A 22,510-nucleotide genomic window follows, 5' to 3' on the forward strand; every position below is an offset into this window, starting at 1 on the left:
AAACAGGCTTTAAAAGGCAAACGGTTTGTGGTAATTTGAGGGCATGAAATTCATCGGCGCTCATGTAAGCATAGCAGGAGGCATTCAGAATGCCCCGATCAACGCCCATAGGATAGGCGCAAAGGCGTTTGCCCTGTTTTTAAAAAACCAGAGGCAGTGGCAGGCAAAACCGCTGAGTGAAGAAAGTATAGAAGGCTTCAACAAAAACTGTGGGGCGTTTGGGTTTGACAAAAAATACATATTGCCGCATGCAAGCTATCTGATAAATTTGGGCTCACCGGAAAAAGAGAAACTAACAAAATCAAGGGAGGCCTTGATCGATGAGCTAAAAAGGTGCAGGCAATTGGGGCTTTTAAGGCTCAATGTCCATCCCGGCGCATCGCTAAATAGAATAACAACTCAAGACTGCCTAAAACGCATAGCAGAAAGCATCAACATAGCATTAGACAGAACAGAAGGCGTTGAGGTGGTTTTAGAGAATACAGCAGGCGAGGGGAGCGTCCTGGGATTTAGGTTTGAGCATCTGAGGACAATAATAGACCGTATAGAAGACAAAACCCGTATAGGCGTTTGCATAGACACATGCCATCTGTTTGCTGCAGGATACGATATAAGAAGATACGACGGTTTCTGTAAAACATTTGAGGAGTTTGAAAGGATAGTGGGTTTTTCATACCTAAAAGGCATGCACCTAAACGATTCAAAAACAGCCTTAGGCTCAAGGGTTGACAGACACCAAAGCCTCGGTGAGGGCCAGATAGGCATAGACGCCTTCAGGTTTATAATAAAAGACAAAAGGTTCTGCAATATGCCACTGATACTTGAGACACCCAACCCGTCTAAATGGCCTTATGAGATAGGTCTTCTGTATTCCTTTTTGGAATAAATACCCTGAAGGTGCTGCCCTTTTGCGGCTTGCTGTAAACCTCAATTCTTCCAGAGTATAGATCAACTATATGCTTAACAATAGCCAGCCCCAAACCCGTCCCGGAGAGTCTTCTGCTTCTGCTTTTCTGTGTAGTATAGAACCGCTGAAAGATATTCCCCAAATGCTCTTTAGCTATACCTATGCCGCTATCCCTAACCTCTATGGTTAAACCGGAATTCTTCAGGAAACACGAAACACTCACAAAGCCGCTTTCTGTATACTTAATGGCGTTGTCCGTTAAGTTCCACAGGATAGACTTAACATACTCACAGGGTATATCGACAGCCACAGGCGGGCATTCAATCTCAAATTTTAGGGATTTATCCTTGGCAAGCCCACCGAAGGAGAACTCAAGCTCATCCTTGATTCTTTTTAAATCGCATCTGCCACTTTTGGGGTTCTTTATGGATTCTATCCTGTGAAGCGTCAGTATATCCTCTATTAGTTCGGTTAACTCTTTCGCATTTTCGTTTATGTATCTGATAAACTTAAGCCTCAGCTCTGTATCCATATCCGGGTTCTCCATCAGTGTTTCCGAATAACCCAGAATGGAGGTTATGGGCGTTTTTAATTCGTGCGAAGCATCGGCAAAGAACTGAGCCTTCATCTGTGCATACTCCTTCTTCTGCGTTATATCACTAATGATCACTATAATCTTATCCTGAATCCTTTTGCCTTTGATCAAAAGCCATCTGTTGTCTATCTTGATCTCCTCCTCAGAAGAACCGCCCTCCAACAGCTTGCTAAAATAGTTAAGCAGAGGGTAGTGTGATATGACATCGAGGATGTTTTTATTAGCCTCAATATCGCTGAAAATCAACTCCTTTGCCTTAGGATTAACAAGCTCTATAACGCCTGTTGATGATAGAAGCATCAGTCCCTCTCCCATGGATGAGATTATAAAATCTATGCGACCCTTTTCCTTCTTTAAATCCTCCTGCTGCCTCTTCTGTATCCTGTAAATCTTCTTTATCCCATAAAACAGCCTGGCATAGGATTTATCCTCAAGATGGGGGAAAACCGGCTCCCTCATCTGTTTTACATCATCTATTATGCTGTTTAGAAGCCTTACCATATCCTCTTCCTTTTTTGTTATGAGCATACTGAAAACAAACGAGATCCCGCTAAGTGAGATAAAAAGCAAAGAGAGTTTATCCAAAAACCTCCCAAACAGATCCTCAAAACCGAGCGGTTTATATTCAAACGCTATTGTCTTATCCTTGCTCTTTAGTCTTACACAATAAGGCTCAACGCACGGACTCTTCGGGTTTGCCTCTATGGTAAGCTTCAAATAACGCCCTTCATAGGTCAGATTATCCACACCTTTAGAAAGAACAACGCCGCTAAACGCCTTAAGCACATCCCTTGCGACCATGTTGTTTAGGGCCTTTAGCTGATAGTAATAGATCCAGCCTACAACAACTATAACAACAAGCTCCAGTATCAGCAAAAAGCCAAACAGCCTTACGCTCTGCCTCATACACTAAACTTATATCCAACACGGGGTATGGATTTGATCAAATTGGCCTTTGAGCCTATCTTCTTTCTGATTTTGGATATGTGCACATCTATGGTTCTATCGCTGATATTACCATCACTGCCCCACACCTCATCGATTATGGCATCCCTGGTCAAAACCTTGTTGGGGTTTAGCAAAAAGAACTTCAATATATCAAACTCCGTTTTTGTAAAAGAGACCGGTTTACCATCAACAGCAACGGAATACTCATCGAGGCTCATCTCAATGCCGCCCAAAGATATAGTATTGCCCTGCTTATAAACCCTCCTAAACAAAACGCCTATCTTTGCCAGGAGCACCTTTATACTGAACGGTTTTATCAAAAAATCATCGGCACCCTCATTCAGAAGCTTAACAAACAGATCCTCCTGTGATTTGGCTGTTATGATTATCACGGGAATATCCCTTAGATTGTCCCTGGACTTTATAAGCCTCAAAAACTCCTCACCCTGAAGACCGGGCAACATCAAATCCAACAGTATCACATCGATGTCTCTTTTATTTAGATAAACCAAGCCTTCGTTGGCATTTAGCGCCATCAACACATTATAACCCTCTTTGGTTAGATTAAACTCTATCAACTCGGCTATATACCTATCATCCTCAATAACCAGGACATTACCCCTCATTCCTTCTTCCTTCTGTGCTTATAGACCTCTCCGTTTGCAACAAATATGGCCAATTCTGCTATGTTTGTGGCCTGATCAGCTATCCTCTCAAGCGCCCTTGCAACATACATCAACCTCAAGGCGTTCTTTATAACAGACGGATTCTCAAATATATATGTGAACAATTCTCTTATTATCTGTATCTCGTAATTATCGACAATATCATCCCTTTCTATTATACCCTTGCTTTTCTGCACATCCTTAGAAAAGAACGCCTCTATCGCATCCTTCACCATGCCCAGGGCCTCATCCTTCATTTTGGGCAGGTCTATGTATGGTTTTATAGGCGGATGCTTTATTATCTTGTATGCCCATTCGGCTATATTGACGGCATTATCTGCGACCCTTTCTAAAAACACATTGATCTTAACGGCAGACAGAATAAACCTCAAATCGGTGGCCTCAGGTTGCCTTATTGCGCATATCCTAACCACCATCTCATCTATCTGGTTATCCATCCTATCCACCACATTGTCCATGGCTATAACATCGGCAAGCGGCGTTGGGTCTGAATTAAACAAACCATAAGTGGCCTTATCGACCATATCAATGGAGACATCCGCCATTTTTGAGATTTTAACCCTTAGGTCCCTTAAATCATCTTCTATCATAACCATTACACACCCCTCTGTTAACCAAACCTACCAGTTATATAACGCTCCGTCAACTCCTCAGACGGATTTGTAAACAGTTTATCCGTTCTATTGAACTCTATGAGCTTCCCTTTGTATAAAAACGCCGTAAAATCCGATATTCTTGCAGCCTGTTGCATATTGTGCGTAACTATAAGGATCGTTGTGAGGCTCTTAAGCTGTGATATAAGCTCCTCTATCTTCGATGTTGCTATTGGATCCAAAGCGCTTGTGGGCTCATCAAACAGAATAATATCCGGCTCAACGGCTAAAGCCCTTGCTATAACTATTCTCTGCTGCTGGCCACCGCTTAAGGCCAAAGCCGATGTGTTGAGCTTATCCTTAACCTCATCCCATAGTGCAGCGCCCCTTAGAGACCTTTCAACAATCTCCTCTATCCGGGTCTTATCCCTTATACCCTTTAGCTTCAGCCCGTATGCAACATTGTCAAAGATAGACATGGGAAACGGGGTGGGTTTTTGAAAAACCATACCTATGTGACTCCTTAAGCTGATAAGATCCCTCTCTTTTAACAGATCCTTGCCCTTGTATATGATCTCGCCCTCATACCTTGTGTTTTTATAGAGGTCGTGCATGCGGTTAAAACACCTCAAGAATGTCGTCTTGCCGCATCCAGAGGGCCCGATGAGGGCGGTGATTCTGTTTTTGTATATAACCATATTTATATCATTCAAAACCCTGACATCCCCATAATAAAAACTCAAATGGTTAACCCTTATCAAAGCCTCAAGACTCACCTGCCAAACCTCCTTCTGATAAAGAGCCTGCCGCTTATATTCACAATCAACACAAACACCACAATGACAAACGAGGCGCCCCAGGCCAATCTATGCCAATCGTCATACGGCCCCATAGCGTACTGGTATATAGTAACGGTCAAAGAGGGCATGGCCTCGTTGGGGTTTAGGCTAAAGAAAGGGTTGTTGAAAGAGGTAAACAACAGGGGGGCTGTCTCTGTCGCCACCCTTGCAATGCCCAGTATAACACCCGTAAACAAACCGCCTGCTGCAGACCTGTATACAACATCCATTATAACCCTGTGGTATGGTGCACCCAGGGCAAAGGCCGCCTCCCTTAAGTCCCACGGCACAAGCCTAAGCACCTCTTCTGTGCTTCTTAAGATAACCGGTATCATTATGATGGCTAAGGAAATAGCGCCTGCATATCCACTAAAATGCCCCATAGGCCTTACGACAACCGTATAGACGAAGGTTCCAACAACGATCGAGGGCAGACTTATCATAATATCCGCTATATCGCTTACAATCCTTGATAGCCTTGTTCCCCTTCCGTATTCGGATAGGAATGTGCCACCAAGAATACCTATAGGGACACCTATTGCAGAGGCCAACACCGTTATAATCAACTGACCAACAAAAGCAGAACGCAAACCGCCACCGCTAAATCCGGGTGGTGCAGGATCCTTAAAAAACAGATCCCAATTTATGGCCTGAAAACCGTTTTTCAGTATGCTTACAATTATGAACAACAGCCAAAACGCCCCAAACAGGGCGGCCATAACGCTCAAACCCAAAAAGATCGTGTTATTTATTCTTCTGCGGAGCATGTATCTCATCTTGAAAACCTCCTCTTGACGATAAACTTCGCCAATCCAAGCAAAAGAAAACTCAAAAACAGCAGTATAAAGGCCAGATAGAACAAAGATGATGAATACAAATTAAAATCGGCCTCCGTAAACTCATTTGCCAAGGTCACAGAGATTGTGGTCGATGATTTAAGCAGCGATAGGTGAATTGAGTGGTCATTACCCAAAACAAAGGCCACAGCCATCGTCTCACCCAAAGCCCTCCCTGTGGCTATGATGATACCGCCAAAGATGCCCAGCTTAGAATAAGGAATAATTACATCCCTTATAACCTCCCACCTGGTTGCCCCCATTGCATAAGCCGACTCTATAAGCTCCTTAGGCACAAGCTCAAAGTTGTCCCTTGCTATAGAGCCAATAAAGGGTATTATCATAATGCTTAAAACAACCCCTGAGGTTAGAAGGTCTATGCCTAACGGTGTGCCTTCAAACAGAAGCCTCAAACCCGGTATGGGCAGAAACACCCTTTGCAGAAACGGCTCTATGTAATTCCTCATAATCGGCGCCAGACTAAATAAGCCCCACATTCCATAGACTATGCTGGGTATGGTGGCAAGCATCTCTATCGAATAGGAAAATATATCCTTTAAAAACTCAGGGCACAACTGACTGATAAATACGGCTATACCCAAAGAAACAGGCACAGCAATGATTAAGGCTATGATGGTGGTTATAACGGTTCCATAGATAGGGCCTGCACCGCCGAATATGCTTTTTGAGGGATCCCACTTAACAGAGAAGACAAACCTAAACACACCAAAATGCTCAATGGCATCCAGCGAGGCATAAAGCAAAACAACAAACATCAAAACCAGTATAAGCACAACAAATATAGCACCAAAGAAGGTTAAGGCAAAAGCAACTCTTTCAACAAAGCCATCCCTTTTCATTGCCGTGCATTGTCAGAAAAAGATGTTAAGAAAATGTTAAGGCGACATTAAGAAACCTTTAAAGGCACTTTTAACACCTTCTTAACATCTTTTAAAAGGAATCTTTACAAATCATCGATAAACAACAGGCGAAAATCTTTGTATGGAGGTGTGTTTATGAGGGGTTTCTTAAGTATGGTTTTATCAGCAGCATTTATTATCGTATCGGCTCTATCGGCCTATTCGGCCAAGCTTATCAATGGAGCCGGTGCAACATTCCCCTATCCGGTTTACACAACCTGGAGCTATGCATATTACAAGGCAACCGGCATAAGGGTAAACTATCAGGGTATTGGTTCTGGCGGAGGCATAAGGCAGATCACAAAGAGGATCGTCGATTTTGGTGGCTCAGACAAGATGCTCTCACCAGAAGAGCTCAAAAAGAGGGGCCTCTATCAATTCCCGGCCGTTATAGGCTCAATCGTCGTTGTTTACAACTTAGACGGAATAGACGATATGCAGCTTAAACTCTCCAATAGAACCATCTGCGACATATTTATGGGTAAGCTAAGATATTGGGACGATGCAGAAATCAAGAAGGATAACCCATCCTTGAATCTGCCGCATGAGGCTATAACGGTGATACACAGAGCCGAAGGTTCAGGCACAACATGGAATTTCACCTATTGGTTATCTCGGGTATGCCCTGCATGGAATAAAGAGGTCGGCTTCGGCAAGGTGGTTAACTGGCCCACGGGAAAGGGCGCCAAGGGCAACCAGGGCGTCACAAACTATATCAAGCAGATAAAAGGCTCAATAGGCTATGTTGAGTATGCATACAAGCTGCAAAACAGACTAAAGAGTTCACAGTTGCAATCTAAAGAGGGTAATTTTGTGAAACCGACAAGGGAATCGTTCGAAAATGCCGCAAAGCAGGCAAACTGGTCTTTAAAGACCTCGTTTTACATACCATCCAACCTCTTACTCGCAAAGGGCAAAGATAGCTGGCCGTTGACCGTGGCAACGATGATACTATTAGCAGATGACAGACCAAAATCGAGCAAGGCATCCGTTGAATTTTTTAGATGGGCATTCAAACACGGCGATAAATACGCAGAACAGCTCGGCTATATACCGCTGCCAGCCTCAGTCAAAAGGATGATAGAGGGATATTACAAAATCAAGGGTCTTGAATAGGGCAGGGGGCTAAAGCCCCCTTATCTGGACAAAGGTGTCATTATACGCTATGCCGTTTTTTGTATCTGTTGGTATGGTTGAAAAGATGTAATTGGTCTTTTTGCAGGCGCTTTTGTAAACAAACGCCACATCGCCTTCTGTTTTGTCTGTGAGGCTTACCCTAAATTCGGCCTCCTTTGAGCCATTTCTTAACAAAACCAAAGAACCCTCACCTAAAGATAAGCCCTCTGCAAGCCCTCTGTTTAGGTAAACCTGATCAATGGGCTTTTCGTCTGTTTGTGAGTTTAAATAATCCATATGGGAGAGGCTCATCAATCTGATTTTGCCATCCTCATAATAGGGTTTTTTAAGCTGAATATCCTTAAAATCCACCCGCCTTGAGCTCTTTAGTCCCTTGTATGCTGAGCTTGGGTTCAAATCAAGGCCAACACCCAGTTGTTTTGCAAGCATTAACGCCGCACCGTAATCGGATAGACCCTCAACAAGCCTATCCCTGAAATGGGTCTTGTTGAAAAAATAGCTCCCCTGGGCATCGGGCGATGAGAACATGCCTCCAACCCTTATGAAATACTCGGCAAGGGAGGAGGTCTGTGTCAGATTCGTATCGACGGATATAAGCGGCTTATCCCTAAACTCCCTCTCCCAGATGTGGTTATCCGGCAGGCTCATGATGGGGTTTGCTGCAACAACAAAAAACCCATCAAAGAAACCATCTTTTAGGTATTTCACAATCTCGCTTATGGGTATTCTGTTCTTGGGTTCTATCGTGGGCTTGATAAAGCCCTCCTTAGATGAGCGAGAGTAATACAGCATATTCAGGTTTCCGCTTAAATAGGCAAGCCTGTTGAGCCATTGTATATTGTTCTTGCCGTTTCTGTATCTCTGCAGGCCGTATCCCTCAACTATTGCAACCCTACCTTGAATAAAGCTATCCCTTAAAAGCTCAAAATCGCTTACGCTTATGCCTGTGCATCTGAAGGCTTCATCGGTATTTGAAAGCCTATCGTATCCCAAAGAATCTATTAGACAATAGGCCAAAGCACCGTCTGATGCTGGATTTATACGAATAAATCTGGTTGCTATCCTTGATGTTTCTGACCTTACGGGGTCTATATAAAACACCTTCTTATCTTTCGATAGCTTAAGCAGGTATGAATAGAAGTGGGGCGATGCGGCAAATGCGTTTCTGCCGAAGACCAGAATAGTATCGGCTTTTTCCAAATTCTCTATATCGGGGTTTGTGCATACACCAAAATCCTCTATATGTGCCTCAATACCCGTCTCATCACACGGGCTTCCATCCACAAAATAGACATTATCAAAGGCGGATGCAACAACATCCCAGGCAAACATGGAATAGCCAAGATTGCCAGAACCCCTGTAATAGAGAATCCTCTTTCCCGACCTTATAAGCCCTGCGGCCTCTTTTATAACATCCTCAACAGGGGCAGGCCTAAAAAACAGCCTGCTTTCTGATTTGTTGTATTTAACCTCTCTGTTGAAGAAACCCTTTAGCTTTGAGCAAACAAAGCTTTTGCCTAAAAACCCATCCGGTTTTATATCGAGCTTCTTTCCATCGAAACGGGCAGAAAACGAGCAGGCATCCGGGCAATCCTTCGAACAAAACAGCTTCACATATCCATCCATTCTGGTCTTTTCAACCTCCCCCTGGCAAATAGAACCTGCAAAAACTCCTGCTCTATCCTCACATTCTTTTCTTTTAGCATTTCAGCAATACCCTTTAGAAAGGTTATCTTTCTATCTTGCTGTTTCAGTGGCGGCAGCGCATCGCCATAGACAGATATAACAAACCTTATCGTTTCAGGATCAGGGTAAAACTCAATCCCATCGAAATGTTCCCTAAAGGCATCGTATATGGCCAGTCCCTCTAAGTCGACATCACCAAAAAAGATAACCCTATCGAATGTAAGTTTCTTTACAAAGTGGCTTATCTGCTTTGTTAAATGAAACCCCTTGTTGTATAGAAAGACGCTGTTTTTTGGCTTTGCGCTCATAAAAAACGATAGATTCTCAGAGATAATCACATTGTTAGCGCTGTTTTCGATGCTTTTTATATCCCCACCAAAAAAGGCCGCAAGGTGGAGCTTTTCTGTCAACTCCCTTATACTGACACCGTTTATCTTAAGCTCCGTGTCGGTTTTTATATAAATAATGTTGGGTCTTTCAACAACCGCAAGGCCGTTGAATGTATCGGCCAACACCCTGTTTTTTTCGATAAATTTGGAATCACCGAACAGATAAGCAGAACAGAATCGTATATCCTCGCCCCTATACTCATTCTCCATAAAGTCTATGATTTTTTGCCTTGCCTCTTCCAGCACCCTATCCATTATCCATAAGCAGAAGAGCGGTCTTCGTGCCTGTATCTTGATACCTGCCAATCAACTTAAAATGTCCCTTTAGCTGTTTTATGTATTTCTCCTTCGTATAGACAAAGAACTTGCCCTTCAGTGAATTAAAGTAATTCGGATCCCTGATCTCATTTAGGCAACATCGCGTATATGCGGTCAGAGACTGGTTTTTTATCCTATACTCATAAAGCGGCAAACCCTCTGACAACACAGCCCTCCAGATATGTTTTTCCGGTCTCAACTGCTCAAACTGGAGCAATAAAACAAAGCCAACAAGGCTAAGCATCAACGCCTTATAGAAAACAAGGTTTGCCGGTTTCTTTATCATATTGGTCAAAGCCACAAAGAAAAACCCAAATAAAACCGTCGGCAATAGGCCTATTATACCGTCTTTGTATAGATACACACTCAGAGCCACACCCAGGGCAAACTCCAGCGTAAACATAGACAAAAACTTAAACTTACTGTTCTTTGCCTTCTCTATGACAAGTCCGAATAAAACGGTTAGCGGTATAAAGCCGAATGCTATGTAATGCGCAAGCTTGTTTTTGGATATCGAGAAAAAGAGAAAAACCCAAAAAAACCAGGCAAACAAAAACATCACCCTTCTGTCTTTAAAATCCAAGGCCCTATAGAAATCATAGAGAAATGGCCACCACAGGTAAACAGCGGCTATGGCTATAGGAAAGAAATAGAAAAATGAGCGTGGGTGCTGATCAGCCGCACCGGTAAACCGCTCTATGTTATGGTATATCAGAAACTTATTGATAAACTCCATCCCATAGAGCTTATAAACGGCCACATACCAGGGCATGCTAACAATTAAAAAAACCAAAAATCCAATGCCGTTCTTTGAAGAGAAAAACTCCCTAATGCCACTCTCTTTCTTTACTATCCACAGATACAAAAAATAGGTAAATCCAACACTTACGATGCCTATAGGGCCCTTGGTTAAGAACGCTAAGGCCACAAACAACCAGCCCAAAACATACCTGCCTGCTATAAAATAATAGACACCGGCAAGTTCGAACAAAATCAGGCTCATATCCGGATATACGGCCCTGCCCAAGTAAAAAAAGAACAATACAGAAACAAAGCCTACTATTGACAATCGGGCTGAATACTCATCATTGAAGAGTCTTTTGCTTAACTCATACACATAGATACCGCTTAGGGATGCAGAGATTATAGCCGGCAATCTGGCAGCATACTCTATGATGCCAAAGAAATCGTGGCCGCTTTTGATCAACTCATCAATGAAAAACAGCTTAAAAAACGCCACCAATTCCCAATAGAACAGTATAGGCTTATCAAACCTAACATGGCAGTTGAAAAACGGCACTATATAGTTGCCATTTTCTATCATCCTTAGGGCAGCATCCACATATTTAGGCTCATCCGGCGGGAAAAATGAGATATAAAAGCTGCCTATCGAAAAGAATACAAACAGATATATAAAAATCGATGCCTTGTTCTTTGTGAGTCTATCCAGCAATTAGTCTTTACCCAAAATTATCCTCTGGAGTTTTTTGAATGATTCTGTGCCTGCAAACTCAAGCCAGTAAAACACCAATGTCTCGGCAGGAACAACGCTTATGCCGTATCCGTTGTAAAAATCCATTGCCGTTGAATAGAACTCATCCTCCCTCGATGTTGTTGCATCCTTTGCTATTACGACATTGTACCCTTTCGCCTTCAAATCCACAGCTGTTGACAGAACGCATATATGTGATTCTATACCCGTAAGAACAACGGTCTTTCTGCCCAACTCCTCTATCCTTTTTGCTATCTCATCTATCTTCAGGGCAGAAAACGACATCTTATCGAACCTTTCGGCATTGTATTTTTCAAGCAGAGACTTAAGCGGCTCTATTGTTTCTCCCAAGCCCTTGGGGTATTGCTCTGTGTATATTATGGGCATATTGAATTCGTTGGCAGCCTCAATCAATAGCCTGATGTTCTTTGTGGTTCTATCCAGATTCTTCATAACCTTGCAGAGTTTCTCCTGCATATCGATTACAACCAAAACAGCGTTGTTCTTGGAAAACATAGGCACCCCCTTATTTTTTCAGGTATTGTGATATCTTCTTTGCATCGCTTTCTTTGGATTTAAACTCACCCAACAGCTGCTCCTTCTTCTCAATAACCATATCTATCAATCTATTATTATCATCTATCAATTTTTTTGCAAGCTCCAATTCATCCTCGGGCGGCTCACCGTTTGACTTTAGCCTATCAAACAGCTCATTCCTCTTTCTGAATAATCTATCAACTTCTGCAAGGTTGAAATCCTTTTTAGAAATCTCCTTTTCTATTTCCTTGCTATTCTCAAAGAGCTTGTCGTATATGTCTTTTCTTTTTTCATCCACCGCAAAACTCCCTTATTATAACGCCTTCTCTTAAGCTTCCATTCGTGGTTATAAGATAATCCTTGCCAAAAAACTCAAGCACCCTCTTTATGATATAAGCACCTATTACTATAACATCCTCCCTGCCTTTTTCCAAGATGGGGTATCGCCTTAGCCTATCCTCAGAACTCATCGACATCATATCCTTCAGTATAGACTCAACCGTCGACTTCTTAAGCAGATGCCCCTCAACTATATCGTGCCTGTATTCCTTAAGCTTTAAATCTATGGCAGCCAGGGTGGTTGTGGTGCCTGCATTGGCCACAATCTCATCGACTCGCCTGTCTTTAACCTTCTCACCCAAAAAGCCAATAAACTCATCACCTATCCTTAAAAGCTCATCCTTACTGGGCGGATCGTTCAAGATGTGTTTTTCCAATAGCTTCACAACGCCAGTGGGCAGACTAAAGGCCTCCTTAAGCCTATCATCAAAAGAGAACATAAACTCGGTGCTGCCACCACCCAAATCAAAAGCCACCCAGCTTTTATTCCTGATTCTGCCGTTTAGGAAATACACTATACCCAAATGGGTAAGGACAGCCTCCTCAACGCCGTCTATAACCCTTATATCAAGACCCAAAGACCTCGCTCTTTCTAAAAACTCATCCCTGTTTAAGGCCTCCCGTGTGGCGCTTGTTGCAACAGCAATGGTTCTATCAACCCTAAAGTCATCTATGATTCTCAAATAGTCCTTCAATATCGATACAGCCCGTTCTATGGCCTCGGCCTTGAGCAGTTTTTGCGGCAGAAAACCCTCACCCAGACGGGCTATTCTGCTCTTTTGAACCAAAAAATCAAACCTGCACGGCTCCTCTTTCTTTGCTATGAGCAGTCGTATGGTGTTTGTTCCTATATCAATGGATGCGACAATCATCTAACTCAAAAACAAGCCCTTTAGAACAAGGAATATGGCAGCCGATAGAGCAGCAGCTATAGGCAGGGTTAACAGCCATGAAACCACTATATCCTTCAATACCTTAAGGTTCAATGCACCTATACCCCTTGCAAGACCAACGCCTATAACAGAACCCACAAGCGTATGGGTCGTGGAGATGGGCAACCCCATCTTGGAGCAGACCAAAACCGTGGTTGCAGCGCCAAACTCTGCGGCAAAACCCCTTGAGGGTGTCATATCCGTAATCTTCCTGCCCACAACCAATATAACCTTATAACCATACATCGAAAGCCCGGCCACTATACCCACAGCACCAACACTCAACACCCAGATAGGCATCGAAAGCTGCTGATGGGCCGTTAAGGCCTTGGCATAAACCGCACCCATTAAAGGTCCGACGGCATTAGCAACATCGTTTGCACCATGAGAAAACGCCATATACGATGCTGTAATCACCTGGAGTATGGCAAATATCCTTTCAACCTGCGGATACCTCCTCTTATAGGGCAGGGTGGTATCAACGGGTATGCCCGAAACTATCTTGTATATAACGCCATAGAATACAACACTAACGCCTATCGCTATGAGGAGTGAGTTTGTGAAGGAGAAGTTCAGATGAAGGTTCTTCAGCCCCTTATAAAGCATAGAGAAAACCAGCACCATAGAAACCATAAACGCCAAAAACGGTGCATACTTCTTTGCAGCCACAACGGGTTTATCGTTTGTAAGTATCTTCTTTGAAATGAACAGGAAGATAAAAAACGAGATTATGCCGCCGCTGATGGGTGAAACTATCCAGCTTAAAACAATCGTTACGACCTTACCCCACTCAATAGAGCTTAAGCCCTGCGTGACGATACCAAAACCCATTACGCCACCGACTATGGAGTGTGTGGTCGATACAGGCATTCCAAGTTTGGTTGCCATATTCACCCATAAGGCTGCAGCAAGCAGTGTGGCAAGCATACCGTATGCAAATACAATGGCCTGGCTCTCATAGGAAAACGGGTTAACAATACCCTTTGCAACCGTTAAGCTAACATGATTGCCCACAAGCATGGCGCCTGAAAACTCAAAGATAGCCGCCACGATAATGGCCTGCTTAAAGCTTAAACTGCGTGCGCCAACGCTCGTGCCCATGGCGTTGGCCACATCATTGGCGCCGATATTCCAGGCCATATAGAAGCCAAATGCAGCAGCCAAAAGTATAATCAATACGGGGCTCATTGGGATATTATCAACCTTATCCTATTTGCCATCTTCTCGGCAGCGTTTGCTATATCGCCTGTTGCCTCAATTATCTTCATCCACAATATCAAGGAGGCGCAATCAAGCTCCTCTGAGCTGTTTACGACTATCTTTGTTAGGTCATACTGGAATACATCGGTTTCGTGCTCTTTTTCATTTATCTTATCGAGCAGCTCCAAAACCTCCTTGGCCTCAGGCCCTGCAAAACCCGCTTCCCTTAGCGTCTCAAGCTCCTCTATCACATGTTTCGAAAGCTCAACAACCTCAAGAACGCTCTTAACAAAACCGTTTATCTTGTTCTTCAACTCCTCAGGCACCTTGATGGTTTTGAATGTCATCAAGACGCCCAAATCCTCGGTCTTGTCCGCTATAGCGTCCATTGATGTAATTATCTGGAGTATATCACCCCTGGCAACGGGCATGAATATACTCTTTGGCAGGCTCTGTCTTATTGTATTCTTTATCGTATCGGTCTTGTATTCATGATCAGAGATCTCCTTGGCGATACGCTGTATGCTCTCCTCATCCGAATTCAAAAACGCCTCATACAACTGGGGTATCCTGCCGGTGCACTCCATAACCTCTTTCATCATCTCCATAATGGCTATGAAGGGAGACTTCCTAAATAAATCGAAAATACCCATAACTCTCCCCCTAACTCTTTAGCTTTTCAATTATACTCCTTGCCACATCCTCAAAGGCCTGTGCCACCGGCGATGTCGGGTTGGAAACCACAATTGGCTTACCCTTATCGCCACCCTCTCTTACCTCGACATCTATGGGTATCTCACCCAAAAAGTCCAGGCCGGTCTCATTGGCAAACTTCTTTGCTCCACCGTGATCGAATATATCTGTTCTTGCGCCGCAGTGCGGGCAGATAAAATAGCTCATATTCTCAATAACGCCGATGGTCGGTATGTTGAGTCGCTTGAAGAAATCATGGGCCCTCATAGCATCACTCATAGCCACATTTTGAGGCGTTATGACTATGATACCACCGCTAACCTTGGTAAGCTGGGCCAAAGACAACTGGGCATCGCCGGTGCCTGGCGGCAGATCCACAACCAAAAAGTCCAAATCGCCCCAGACAACATCGTCTAAAAACTGCTTGATGGCCTGATGTATTAAAGCCCCTCTCCAGATAACCGCAGCATCCTTCGGAACCAGATTGCCTATAGATAGAATCTTTATGCCGTATTTCTCTATGGGGAGTATCTTATCCTTGTATTTTGGGTCTATCGTAACAGGGACACCCTCAATACCCATCATTGTTGGTATGTTAGGCCCATAGATGTCGGCATCCAAAAGCCCGACCTTGTATCCGAATTTAGCCAAAGCCAATGCCGTATTTACGCTAACCGTGGATTTACCCACACCACCTTTACCCGATGTTGTTGCTATGACATGCTTGATCTTTGAGAGCTTCTTGGATTCATCCACCACCTTCTCTATAACCAACTCCACATCCTCAACGCCGTCAATCTTTTTGACGGCCATGGGTATGCTTTTCTTAAGCAGTTCTATTACCGAGTCGTTCTCCTCATGCTTAAGCTTAAGCTTGACAATAACCTTAGAGCCTTCAACCTCCACATCCTCAAGCACACCCTCTTTTACTATGCTATGCGTCTTACCAGGATAAAATACCCGGTTAAGCTCACCTATAACCCTATCCTTCATGGCTATATCTCCTTTTAAAAACTATTAAGTTCCTATTGTCCAGCTTGCCAAATATTCTTTTTGCTCCTCGGTCAATTCATCATGCTCAATGCCCAAGGATTTCAGCTTAAGGGAGGCTATCATTGAATCCAGCTCATCCGGCACCTTATACACCTTCCTTTGAAGTTCACTGCCGTGCTCTATTAAATACTTTGCACTCAGCGCCTGATTGGCAAAGCTCATATCCATAACCGATGAGGGATGGCCCTCTGCTGCCGATAGGTTAACCAGTCTGCCCTCGGCCAACAGGTATATCCTTCTTCCGTCCTTTAGTTTATACTCCCTGACAAAAGGCCTAACATCCCTCTGGGATACGGCTATCTCCTTTAATCCTTTAACATCTATCTCAACATCGAAATGGCCAGAATTGGCAACAATTGCCCCGTCTTTCATCAATTCGAAATGTTCTTTTCTTATAACATGTATATCGCCCGTTACGGTGCAGAAGAAATCGCCGATCTTGGCTGCCTCTTTAATCGGCATGACCCTAAAGCCATCCATTACGGCCTCAAGCGCCCTCAAGGCATCGGTCTCTGTAACCACGACATTGGCGCCCATGCCCTTTGCCCTTGCTGCAAGACCCTTGCCGCACCATCCATAGCCACATACAACAAAGACGCTGCCCGCTATGAGCCTATTTGTGGCCCTCAGGATTCCATCTATTGTTGATTGACCCGTGCCGTATCTATTATCAAACATGTGCTTTGTATTGGCATCATTAACCGCTATAACAGGGAAGGCTAAAACGCCGTTTTTCTCCATGCTCTTAAGCCTTATAACACCGGTGGTTGTCTCCTCCGTTGAGCCTATGACATTACCCGCAAGCTCTTTCCTTTCAGAGTGCAAAAGAGAAACCAGATCAGCACCATCGTCCATCGTTATGTTGGGTTTTCTATCCAAGACGGCATTCAAATGCTTATAGTATGTATCCCTATCCTCGCCCTTTATGGCAAATACAGGTATATCGTAATGCTTCACCAGTGCAGCTGCCACATCATCCTGCGTTGACAAAGGATTTGACGCGCACAGATAGACATCCGCACCGCCCTTTTTCAGCGTTATGACTAAATTTGCAGTCTCCGTTGTAACATGGAGACACGCACCTATCGTTTTGCCCTTTAAGGGCTTATTCTTCTCAAAATCATCCTGGATGCTTTTTAGAACATCCATCGTCTGGAATGCCCATTCTATCCTATCCTTACCGCTATCGGCCAAAGAGAGATCCTTTACATCGTAATCCATCTTACAGCCCCGCCTTTCTTCTTAATTCTTCTGCCTTATCGGTTCTCTCCCAGGTGAAGTCCTCATCATCCCTGCCAAAATGGCCATATGCGGCCGTCTTTTTGTATATAGGCCTTAAAAGATCCAGGCTTTCTATGATGCCTTTGGGTGTCATGTCGAATGTATCAACGATGAGTTTCTTTATATCCTCTTTCGGCAACTTGCCTGTGCCGTATGTATGGAGCATTATGCTGACCGGCTCCTCAACGCCTATAGCATAGGCCAGCTGAACCTCGCACCTTTTAGCAATACCCGCAGCAACAATGTTCTTGGCGATATACCTTGCCATATAAGCACCGGATCTATCGACCTTCGTCGGGTCTTTACCGGAGAATGCACCACCGCCGTGTGCGGCAACACCACCGTATGTATCCACGATTATCTTCCTTCCGGTTAGGCCTGTATCGGCATGAGGCCCCCCAAGAACGAACCTGCCTGTGGGGTTTATATAGAGCTTTATGTCTGGATCCCACAACTCCTGCGGTATGACATAGCGAATGACATATTGAACCAGATCCTTCCTCAACTGCTCAAGCTCTATGTTGGGATCGTGTTGAGCCGATACAACAACAGCCGTTACCTTGTCTGGATTGAAGCCGTTATACCTTATGGTGACCTGCGTTTTGCCGTCTGGCCTTAAATACGGTAAAAGACCCTGTTTTCTTACATCCGCAAGCCTCTTTGAGAGCTTGTGCGCCAATACTATCGTTAAAGGCAGATACTCATCCGTCTCATCGGTTGCATAGCCAAACATCATACCCTGATCGCCAGCACCGAGCTTCTCCCCTTTATCCACACCCATAGCTATATCGGGGGACTGTCTGTCTATCGATGTAACGACGGCGCACGATTTATAATCCAAACCGTAATCGGCATTGGTATAGCCTATCTGCTTTACGGTTTCCCTTACAACTTCTGGAATCTCAACATATGTGTTTGTGGATATTTCCCCTGCCACAAAGACAATGCCGGTTGTAAGCAGGGTTTCGCATGCAACGCGGCAGTTCTTATCCTCCTTTATTATGGCATCCAAGATGGCATCCGAAATCTGATCGGCTACCTTATCTGGATGCCCCTCTGTAACGGATTCGGATGTAAAAAGGAAGGTTTCGTTATTGTTCATGGGTTTACTCCTTTCCAAAAAGAAAAATGGTGCCGAAGAGGGGGGTCGAACCCCTACGGGCGTTAAAGCCCACTAGACCCTGAATCTAGCGCGTCTGCCAGTTCCGCCACTTCGGCACTCCGCTTGAGATTATAATCAAAACATCGCCTGTGTCAATCATATAAATTCACTAAAGATGGCATTTGATACCAACATGGCTTTGGGACTTGCCAAAAACAGCCGTCCGCCGTCTTTCTTCAAAAGCCCCAATTCCAAAAAATACCTTATCCTCTCCCCAAACAAATCCATTACATCAACACCGTATCTATGCCTGAAGCTTTCAAGCTCAACCCCTTTTTTTAGCCTTAAGGCTAAAACAAACATCTCCCTGGCAAGCTCAATTTCACTGAGCCTTTCCTCAACCACCCAGCTCCCTTTGGGATTTTCTAAATACTCTATCAAATTGTTAGTGTTCTTTGTGCGCATATTCGATACAAACGAGCTTGCAGACACACCAAATCCCCTATAATCATACCCAAGCCAATAGGCGCTATTGTGCCTGCTTTCAAAACCCCTCTTAGCAAAATTCGATATCTCATACTGTTCAAGACCACATCCTGTTAAAACCTCGCACAATTTAAGATAAAACGCCTCAACATCCTCATCAGGGGACGGCCTAAAACCCATTCTGTAAAACTCACTGCCCTTATCGACACTGAGCATATATGCAGAGACATGGTGTATATCGAGCCTGCAGGTGATAGCCAGATCATTCAGCAGTTCATCCATTGTCTCATTCACCCCGTAAATCAAATCTATACTGATGTTCTCAAAACCAGCAGATAGGGCATCATCAATAACCCTTAAGCTATCCTCTTTTTTGTGTATGCGACCCAAAAGCCTGAGTTTGTTATCCAAAAATGACTGAACACCGATACTTAATCTATTTATACCCATGCACTTTAAGGCCTTTAAATATTCCAGCCTAACAAGCGGTATTATCTCAAATGTCATCTCCTCTATCTTGCAACTAAATTCCTTATGCACCCTATTTAATATCCTCTCTATATGCTTAGGCTTCAAAACCGAAGGCGTCCCGCCACCAAAATAGATGGTTTTTACCGTTTTGTCTGTATAGAAGCTATCGATCTCCTCAATCAACGCATCCACATACCTATCAAGATAGCCAAGTCTTTTCTCATAAGAGACGAAACTGCAATACTGGCATTTTCTATAGCAAAACGGGATATGGAAATAGAAGTATATGTCGCTATTCATAACTGCCCCTTACTGTAAAGCTATTGCTTTTGACCTTTATGAAGCTTCCCTCATCGGTGCCGAATACATTGCCGCATCGTGGACATAAAACATTGATACCCTCTTTTGCTGTGTAATCCTCGACGATCCTCTCCTTATAGCACCTAATCAGCTTACCTTTTCCTATCTTGCGGTATCGCATGAGTTTTGCTTTACATTTTGCACACTTTAATGTAAACATCTCAACGCCATAATAACACAACCAAGAAAGAGGGGCAAAACATGCGGGCAAGAATAGAGGCAATCGTAAACGGTGGGCTGGGGCTTGCAAGAATAGACGGTGAGGTGGTCTTTGTTGATTATGCAATAGACAAAGAATTGATAGAGATAGAGATAACCCAGAAAAAGAAGGGTTATTCCAAAGGCAGGATAAAATCCATTATAGAGCCATCACCACACAGAATAGAACCACCATGCCCTTACTATACGCTCTGCGGGGGGTGTGATCTTCAACACATAAGATACGACCACCAATTGGAAATAAAAAAGGGAATAGTAAAAAACACCATAAAGAGGATAGCAAAGATAGATGTGCAAATAGCAGGCATCCATCCGTCAAATATGCAGTTCGGATACAGAAAAAGGGTCGATTTTAGCTGCCTAAAGGGCAGATGGGGGTTTCTAAAGAAGGGCTCAAGCGAATTTATAGGGATAGATAGGTGTCTTTTAGCCGATGATGCCATAAACGATTACATAAAAAACAATAGCTGCATGAGAAAAACCAGGATAGAAATCGACGATAAAGGCAGAATAAACCAAAAACAGATGTATTTAGACATAGGAGTTGGAAAACCCCTAACATACAGATTGGGTGCATTCAGCCAGATAAATAGAAACATCAACATAAAGCTGATAGAAAGGATCACATCCATCGCAAAACAGACAAACTCAAAGACGGCCATAGAGTTCTTCTGCGGCATCGGAAACTTCACCATACCCCTAAGCCTGAATCAAATAAGCATCACGGCCCTCGAATGGGACAAAAACGCCGTTTTATCGCTAAAAGACAACATAAAGGCCTTCGGTATTAAAAACATAGCCATCCAGAGGGCTAATCTCATGCAACCCTTTAGAATAAACACAGAATTCGACCTGGCCATATTAGACCCTCCCAGGGAGGGGGCAAGGTATGTCGCAGAGTGGCTAAGGAGAAGAAAGGTAAACTGGATTATTTATGTCTCGTGCGAGCCCTCGACACTGGCCAGGGATCTATTTATGTTGAAGGAGTCATACACCATCGAATCGGTGGAGTTGTTTGATATGTTTCCCCAGACGCACCACATAGAGACGCTTGTTCTGTTAAAACTCAAATAGAATCATCCTTTTGGCCTTTGAGGCCCTAAAGATGGCATCGATGAGCTTATCCTTTGTTCTTGCGTAAAAAAGGTGGCTTAAACAGGCCGAATCGCTGCTTCCGAATCCGGGTATAGGGGTTAGTTTCTTTGATAGCTTTTTGGCTATAGGCTGCTCAAGCCTTTTAGGTGAAATCCATACAACAAGCCCGTCTATATCGGCATACTCAAGGAGGTAATCGATATGCCAACGCCTGGCAAAAGACCCTGAAAGATACCTCTTAACCCTCTTTTTAAGCCCGCCCAAAGCAGAGCCCACATAGGCATAAAAACCACTCTCAAAGTAAATATCGCCTATAGCGCCTATCCTTATGCTCACACCGACACCAACATGCAATATTAAAACATATGTCCCTTTTTTACTTAAAAAATTATCAAACCTATCTATATCCACGCATTTTCTGTTCTGCCCGGTCATTTTTTGGCTGCTCCCCTTTGGCTTTGTTATACCACATTTTTTATCTTGCAATCAAGGGCTAAATAGACTTATAATGAAGGCGGGGGAGAAAAGATGGATCAAAAGATAGCGTCGAAGCTGTTGCGGTTTCAGAAAGAGGAGATCAACGGCCATGCAATATACTCCGCACTCTCGAAGCTAAAGGGTGTAAGCCCAAAAAACAAAAAGATACTCTCAAAGATAGCAGAGGATGAGCTGAACCATTACAACACATGGAAGAAATACACATCAAAACAGATAAAGCCCAACCCATTAACCGTCCTGTTTTTTATTGTAATGGCAAAGATATTCGGTGTGGTCTTCTGCGTAAAGATGATGGAATCGTTAGAGGGCGATGCGCAGGAGGGATACAAAGAAATCGTAAACAAGATCCCCGAGGCAAAAAGGGTTTTAGAGGATGAGGAAAGGCATGAAAGACTATTGGTGGATATGCTAAAAGAGGAACGCATAGAATACATAAGCTCGATGGTGCTGGGTATAAGCGATGCAATCGTTGAGCTAACCGGGGCTTTAGCCGGCGTATCGCTGGCATTGCAAAACGCAAAGCTCATAGGTATCGTTGGAGTCGTAACAGGTATATCTGCATCATTGAGTATGGGCTCAAGCGAATATCTATCGCAAAAGGCCGACAAGCACGACCATCCACTAAAGGCAGCCCTATACACAACGGCCGCTTATTTCTTCACCGTTTTGATGCTGGTTGTGCCGTTTTTTGTATTCAATAGCTTTTACAATGCCCTTATCCTTATGTTTATAGATGCCACTGTTGTGATACTCATCTTCAGCTTCTTTATGTCGGTTGTCAAAGAAACGCCGTTTAAAAGAAGCTTCCTTGAGATGTTCTTTATCAGCTTCTCGGTAAGCATAGTATCGTTCATAATAGGCTATTTTGCCCGAAAAATCTTGAATGTGGAGATATAAC

At 43.7% G+C, this 22,510-nt stretch carries 24 protein-coding genes, 1 tRNA gene and 1 pseudogene; 5 read left to right on the top strand and 21 right to left on the bottom strand.

Features of this window, described 5'->3' with window-relative positions; genetic code table 11:
* Positions 1-43 precede the first annotated feature (43 nt).
* On the top strand, positions 44-886 hold the full coding sequence (gene nfo / locus D891_RS0104890; protein WP_025209913.1) for a deoxyribonuclease IV: 843 nt from the start codon (positions 44-46) through the stop codon (positions 884-886).
* On the opposite strand, the gene D891_RS09490 is transcribed toward nfo, so the two are convergent.
* Genes D891_RS09490 through pstC form a run of 6 tightly spaced genes read right to left on the bottom strand, consistent with a single transcriptional unit; the run spans position 840 to position 6,264 of the window.
* Positions 840-2,408 carry a sensor histidine kinase gene (locus D891_RS09490; protein WP_025209914.1) on the bottom strand — a complete coding sequence of 523 codons (1,569 nt, stop codon included), beginning with the start codon at positions 2,406-2,408 and terminating at the stop codon, positions 840-842. The genes nfo and D891_RS09490 overlap by 47 nt on opposite strands.
* Positions 2,405-3,076: a response regulator transcription factor gene (locus D891_RS0104900; RefSeq protein ID WP_025209915.1), complete on the bottom strand. Its 672-nt coding sequence runs from the start codon at positions 3,074-3,076 to the stop codon at positions 2,405-2,407. Before D891_RS0104900 ends, D891_RS09490 begins: the two co-directional genes overlap by 4 nt.
* On the bottom strand, positions 3,073-3,732 hold the full coding sequence (gene phoU, locus D891_RS0104905; RefSeq protein ID WP_025209916.1) for a phosphate signaling complex protein PhoU: 660 nt from the start codon (positions 3,730-3,732) through the stop codon (positions 3,073-3,075). The genes D891_RS0104900 and phoU overlap by 4 nt, the downstream gene beginning before the upstream one ends.
* A 14-nt stretch (positions 3,733-3,746) precedes the next feature.
* Positions 3,747-4,505 carry a phosphate ABC transporter ATP-binding protein PstB gene (pstB, locus tag D891_RS0104910; protein WP_025209917.1) on the bottom strand — a complete coding sequence of 253 codons (759 nt, stop codon included), beginning with the start codon at positions 4,503-4,505 and terminating at the stop codon, positions 3,747-3,749.
* On the bottom strand, positions 4,502-5,344 hold the full coding sequence (pstA, locus tag D891_RS0104915) for a phosphate ABC transporter permease PstA (protein ID WP_025209918.1): 843 nt from the start codon (positions 5,342-5,344) through the stop codon (positions 4,502-4,504). Before pstA ends, pstB begins: the two co-directional genes overlap by 4 nt.
* Positions 5,341-6,264: a phosphate ABC transporter permease subunit PstC gene (pstC, locus tag D891_RS0104920; protein ID WP_025209919.1), complete on the bottom strand. Its 924-nt coding sequence runs from the start codon at positions 6,262-6,264 to the stop codon at positions 5,341-5,343. Before pstC ends, pstA begins: the two co-directional genes overlap by 4 nt.
* Before the next feature lie 150 nt (positions 6,265-6,414).
* Between pstC and pstS the strand changes: the two genes are divergently transcribed.
* Positions 6,415-7,440, top strand: a complete 1,026-nt coding sequence (gene pstS, locus D891_RS0104925) for a phosphate ABC transporter substrate-binding protein PstS (protein ID WP_035556460.1) — start codon at positions 6,415-6,417, stop codon at positions 7,438-7,440.
* Positions 7,441-7,449: 9 nt separating this feature from the next.
* Here pstS and D891_RS0104930 read toward each other — a convergent pair whose 3' ends face one another.
* From D891_RS0104930 to D891_RS0104995, 14 genes are all read right to left on the bottom strand, one after another.
* A complete protein-coding gene (locus D891_RS0104930) occupies positions 7,450-9,087 on the bottom strand; it encodes a molybdopterin-dependent oxidoreductase (RefSeq protein WP_025209921.1) in 1,638 nt (545 codons plus the stop codon).
* A complete protein-coding gene (locus D891_RS0104935) occupies positions 9,072-9,791 on the bottom strand; it encodes a Wadjet anti-phage system protein JetD domain-containing protein (protein WP_025209922.1) in 720 nt (239 codons plus the stop codon). Before D891_RS0104935 ends, D891_RS0104930 begins: the two co-directional genes overlap by 16 nt.
* Entirely contained in the window at positions 9,784-11,307 is a 1,524-nt protein-coding gene (locus tag D891_RS0104940) for an ArnT family glycosyltransferase (protein ID WP_025209923.1), read from the bottom strand. The genes D891_RS0104935 and D891_RS0104940 overlap by 8 nt, the downstream gene beginning before the upstream one ends.
* Complete coding sequence (locus D891_RS0104945) at positions 11,308-11,862, bottom strand: isochorismatase family protein (RefSeq protein ID WP_025209924.1); 555 nt, start codon at positions 11,860-11,862, stop codon at positions 11,308-11,310.
* Between the two features lie 10 nt (positions 11,863-11,872).
* Positions 11,873-12,181 carry a hypothetical protein gene (locus tag D891_RS0104950; RefSeq protein ID WP_025209925.1) on the bottom strand — a complete coding sequence of 103 codons (309 nt, stop codon included), beginning with the start codon at positions 12,179-12,181 and terminating at the stop codon, positions 11,873-11,875.
* Positions 12,174-13,094, bottom strand: a complete 921-nt coding sequence (locus D891_RS0104955; RefSeq protein ID WP_025209926.1) for a Ppx/GppA phosphatase family protein — start codon at positions 13,092-13,094, stop codon at positions 12,174-12,176. Before D891_RS0104955 ends, D891_RS0104950 begins: the two co-directional genes overlap by 8 nt.
* Positions 13,095-14,342 carry an inorganic phosphate transporter gene (locus tag D891_RS0104960; protein WP_025209927.1) on the bottom strand — a complete coding sequence of 416 codons (1,248 nt, stop codon included), beginning with the start codon at positions 14,340-14,342 and terminating at the stop codon, positions 13,095-13,097. It abuts the gene before it with no gap.
* Entirely contained in the window at positions 14,339-15,007 is a 669-nt protein-coding gene (locus D891_RS0104965; protein ID WP_025209928.1) for a TIGR00153 family protein, read from the bottom strand. The genes D891_RS0104960 and D891_RS0104965 overlap by 4 nt, the downstream gene beginning before the upstream one ends.
* Positions 15,008-15,017: 10 nt before the next feature.
* On the bottom strand, positions 15,018-16,040 hold the full coding sequence (locus tag D891_RS0104970) for an Mrp/NBP35 family ATP-binding protein (RefSeq protein WP_051453561.1): 1,023 nt from the start codon (positions 16,038-16,040) through the stop codon (positions 15,018-15,020).
* Between the two features lie 24 nt (positions 16,041-16,064).
* Positions 16,065-17,321, bottom strand: coding sequence for an adenosylhomocysteinase (gene ahcY, locus D891_RS0104975; RefSeq protein ID WP_025209930.1), 1,257 nt, complete (start codon positions 17,319-17,321; stop codon positions 16,065-16,067).
* 1 nt (position 17,322) lies between these two features.
* Positions 17,323-18,483, bottom strand: coding sequence for a methionine adenosyltransferase (gene metK / locus D891_RS0104980; protein ID WP_025209931.1), 1,161 nt, complete (start codon positions 18,481-18,483; stop codon positions 17,323-17,325).
* 27 nt (positions 18,484-18,510) lie between these two features.
* Positions 18,511-18,599, bottom strand: a tRNA-Leu gene (locus D891_RS0104985).
* Between the two features lie 40 nt (positions 18,600-18,639).
* Entirely contained in the window at positions 18,640-19,740 is a 1,101-nt protein-coding gene (gene hemW, locus D891_RS0104990; protein WP_025209932.1) for a radical SAM family heme chaperone HemW, read from the bottom strand.
* Positions 19,733-19,960, bottom strand: a complete 228-nt coding sequence (locus D891_RS0104995) for a hypothetical protein (protein ID WP_025209933.1) — start codon at positions 19,958-19,960, stop codon at positions 19,733-19,735. The genes hemW and D891_RS0104995 overlap by 8 nt, the downstream gene beginning before the upstream one ends.
* Before the next feature lie 35 nt (positions 19,961-19,995).
* On the opposite strand from D891_RS0104995, the pseudogene D891_RS10035 reads away from it, so the two are divergent.
* Together D891_RS10035 and D891_RS10040 are read left to right on the top strand one after the other, a co-directional pair.
* Positions 19,996-20,139, top strand: a pseudogene (locus D891_RS10035) (TRAM domain-containing protein); the annotation flags it as partial.
* Between the two features lie 171 nt (positions 20,140-20,310).
* Positions 20,311-21,093, top strand: coding sequence for a class I SAM-dependent RNA methyltransferase (locus tag D891_RS10040; protein WP_442905304.1), 783 nt, complete (start codon positions 20,311-20,313; stop codon positions 21,091-21,093).
* Here the strand turns inward: D891_RS10040 and D891_RS0105005 are convergent.
* The gene (locus tag D891_RS0105005) at positions 21,079-21,549 is read right to left on the bottom strand and encodes a GIY-YIG nuclease family protein (protein WP_025209935.1); all 471 of its coding nucleotides are present in this window, start codon (positions 21,547-21,549) and stop codon (positions 21,079-21,081) included. The two genes, D891_RS10040 and D891_RS0105005, sit on opposite strands and share 15 nt — an antisense overlap.
* A 93-nt stretch (positions 21,550-21,642) precedes the next feature.
* Here D891_RS0105005 and D891_RS0105010 point away from each other — a divergent pair, with 93 nt between their 5' ends.
* On the top strand, positions 21,643-22,509 hold the full coding sequence (locus D891_RS0105010; protein WP_025209936.1) for a VIT1/CCC1 transporter family protein: 867 nt from the start codon (positions 21,643-21,645) through the stop codon (positions 22,507-22,509).
* The last annotated feature ends 1 nt before the right edge of the window (position 22,510 follow it).

It is taken from the genome of Hippea sp. KM1, from assembly GCF_000526195.1.
Lineage (GTDB): Bacteria > Campylobacterota_A > Desulfurellia > Desulfurellales > Hippeaceae > Hippea.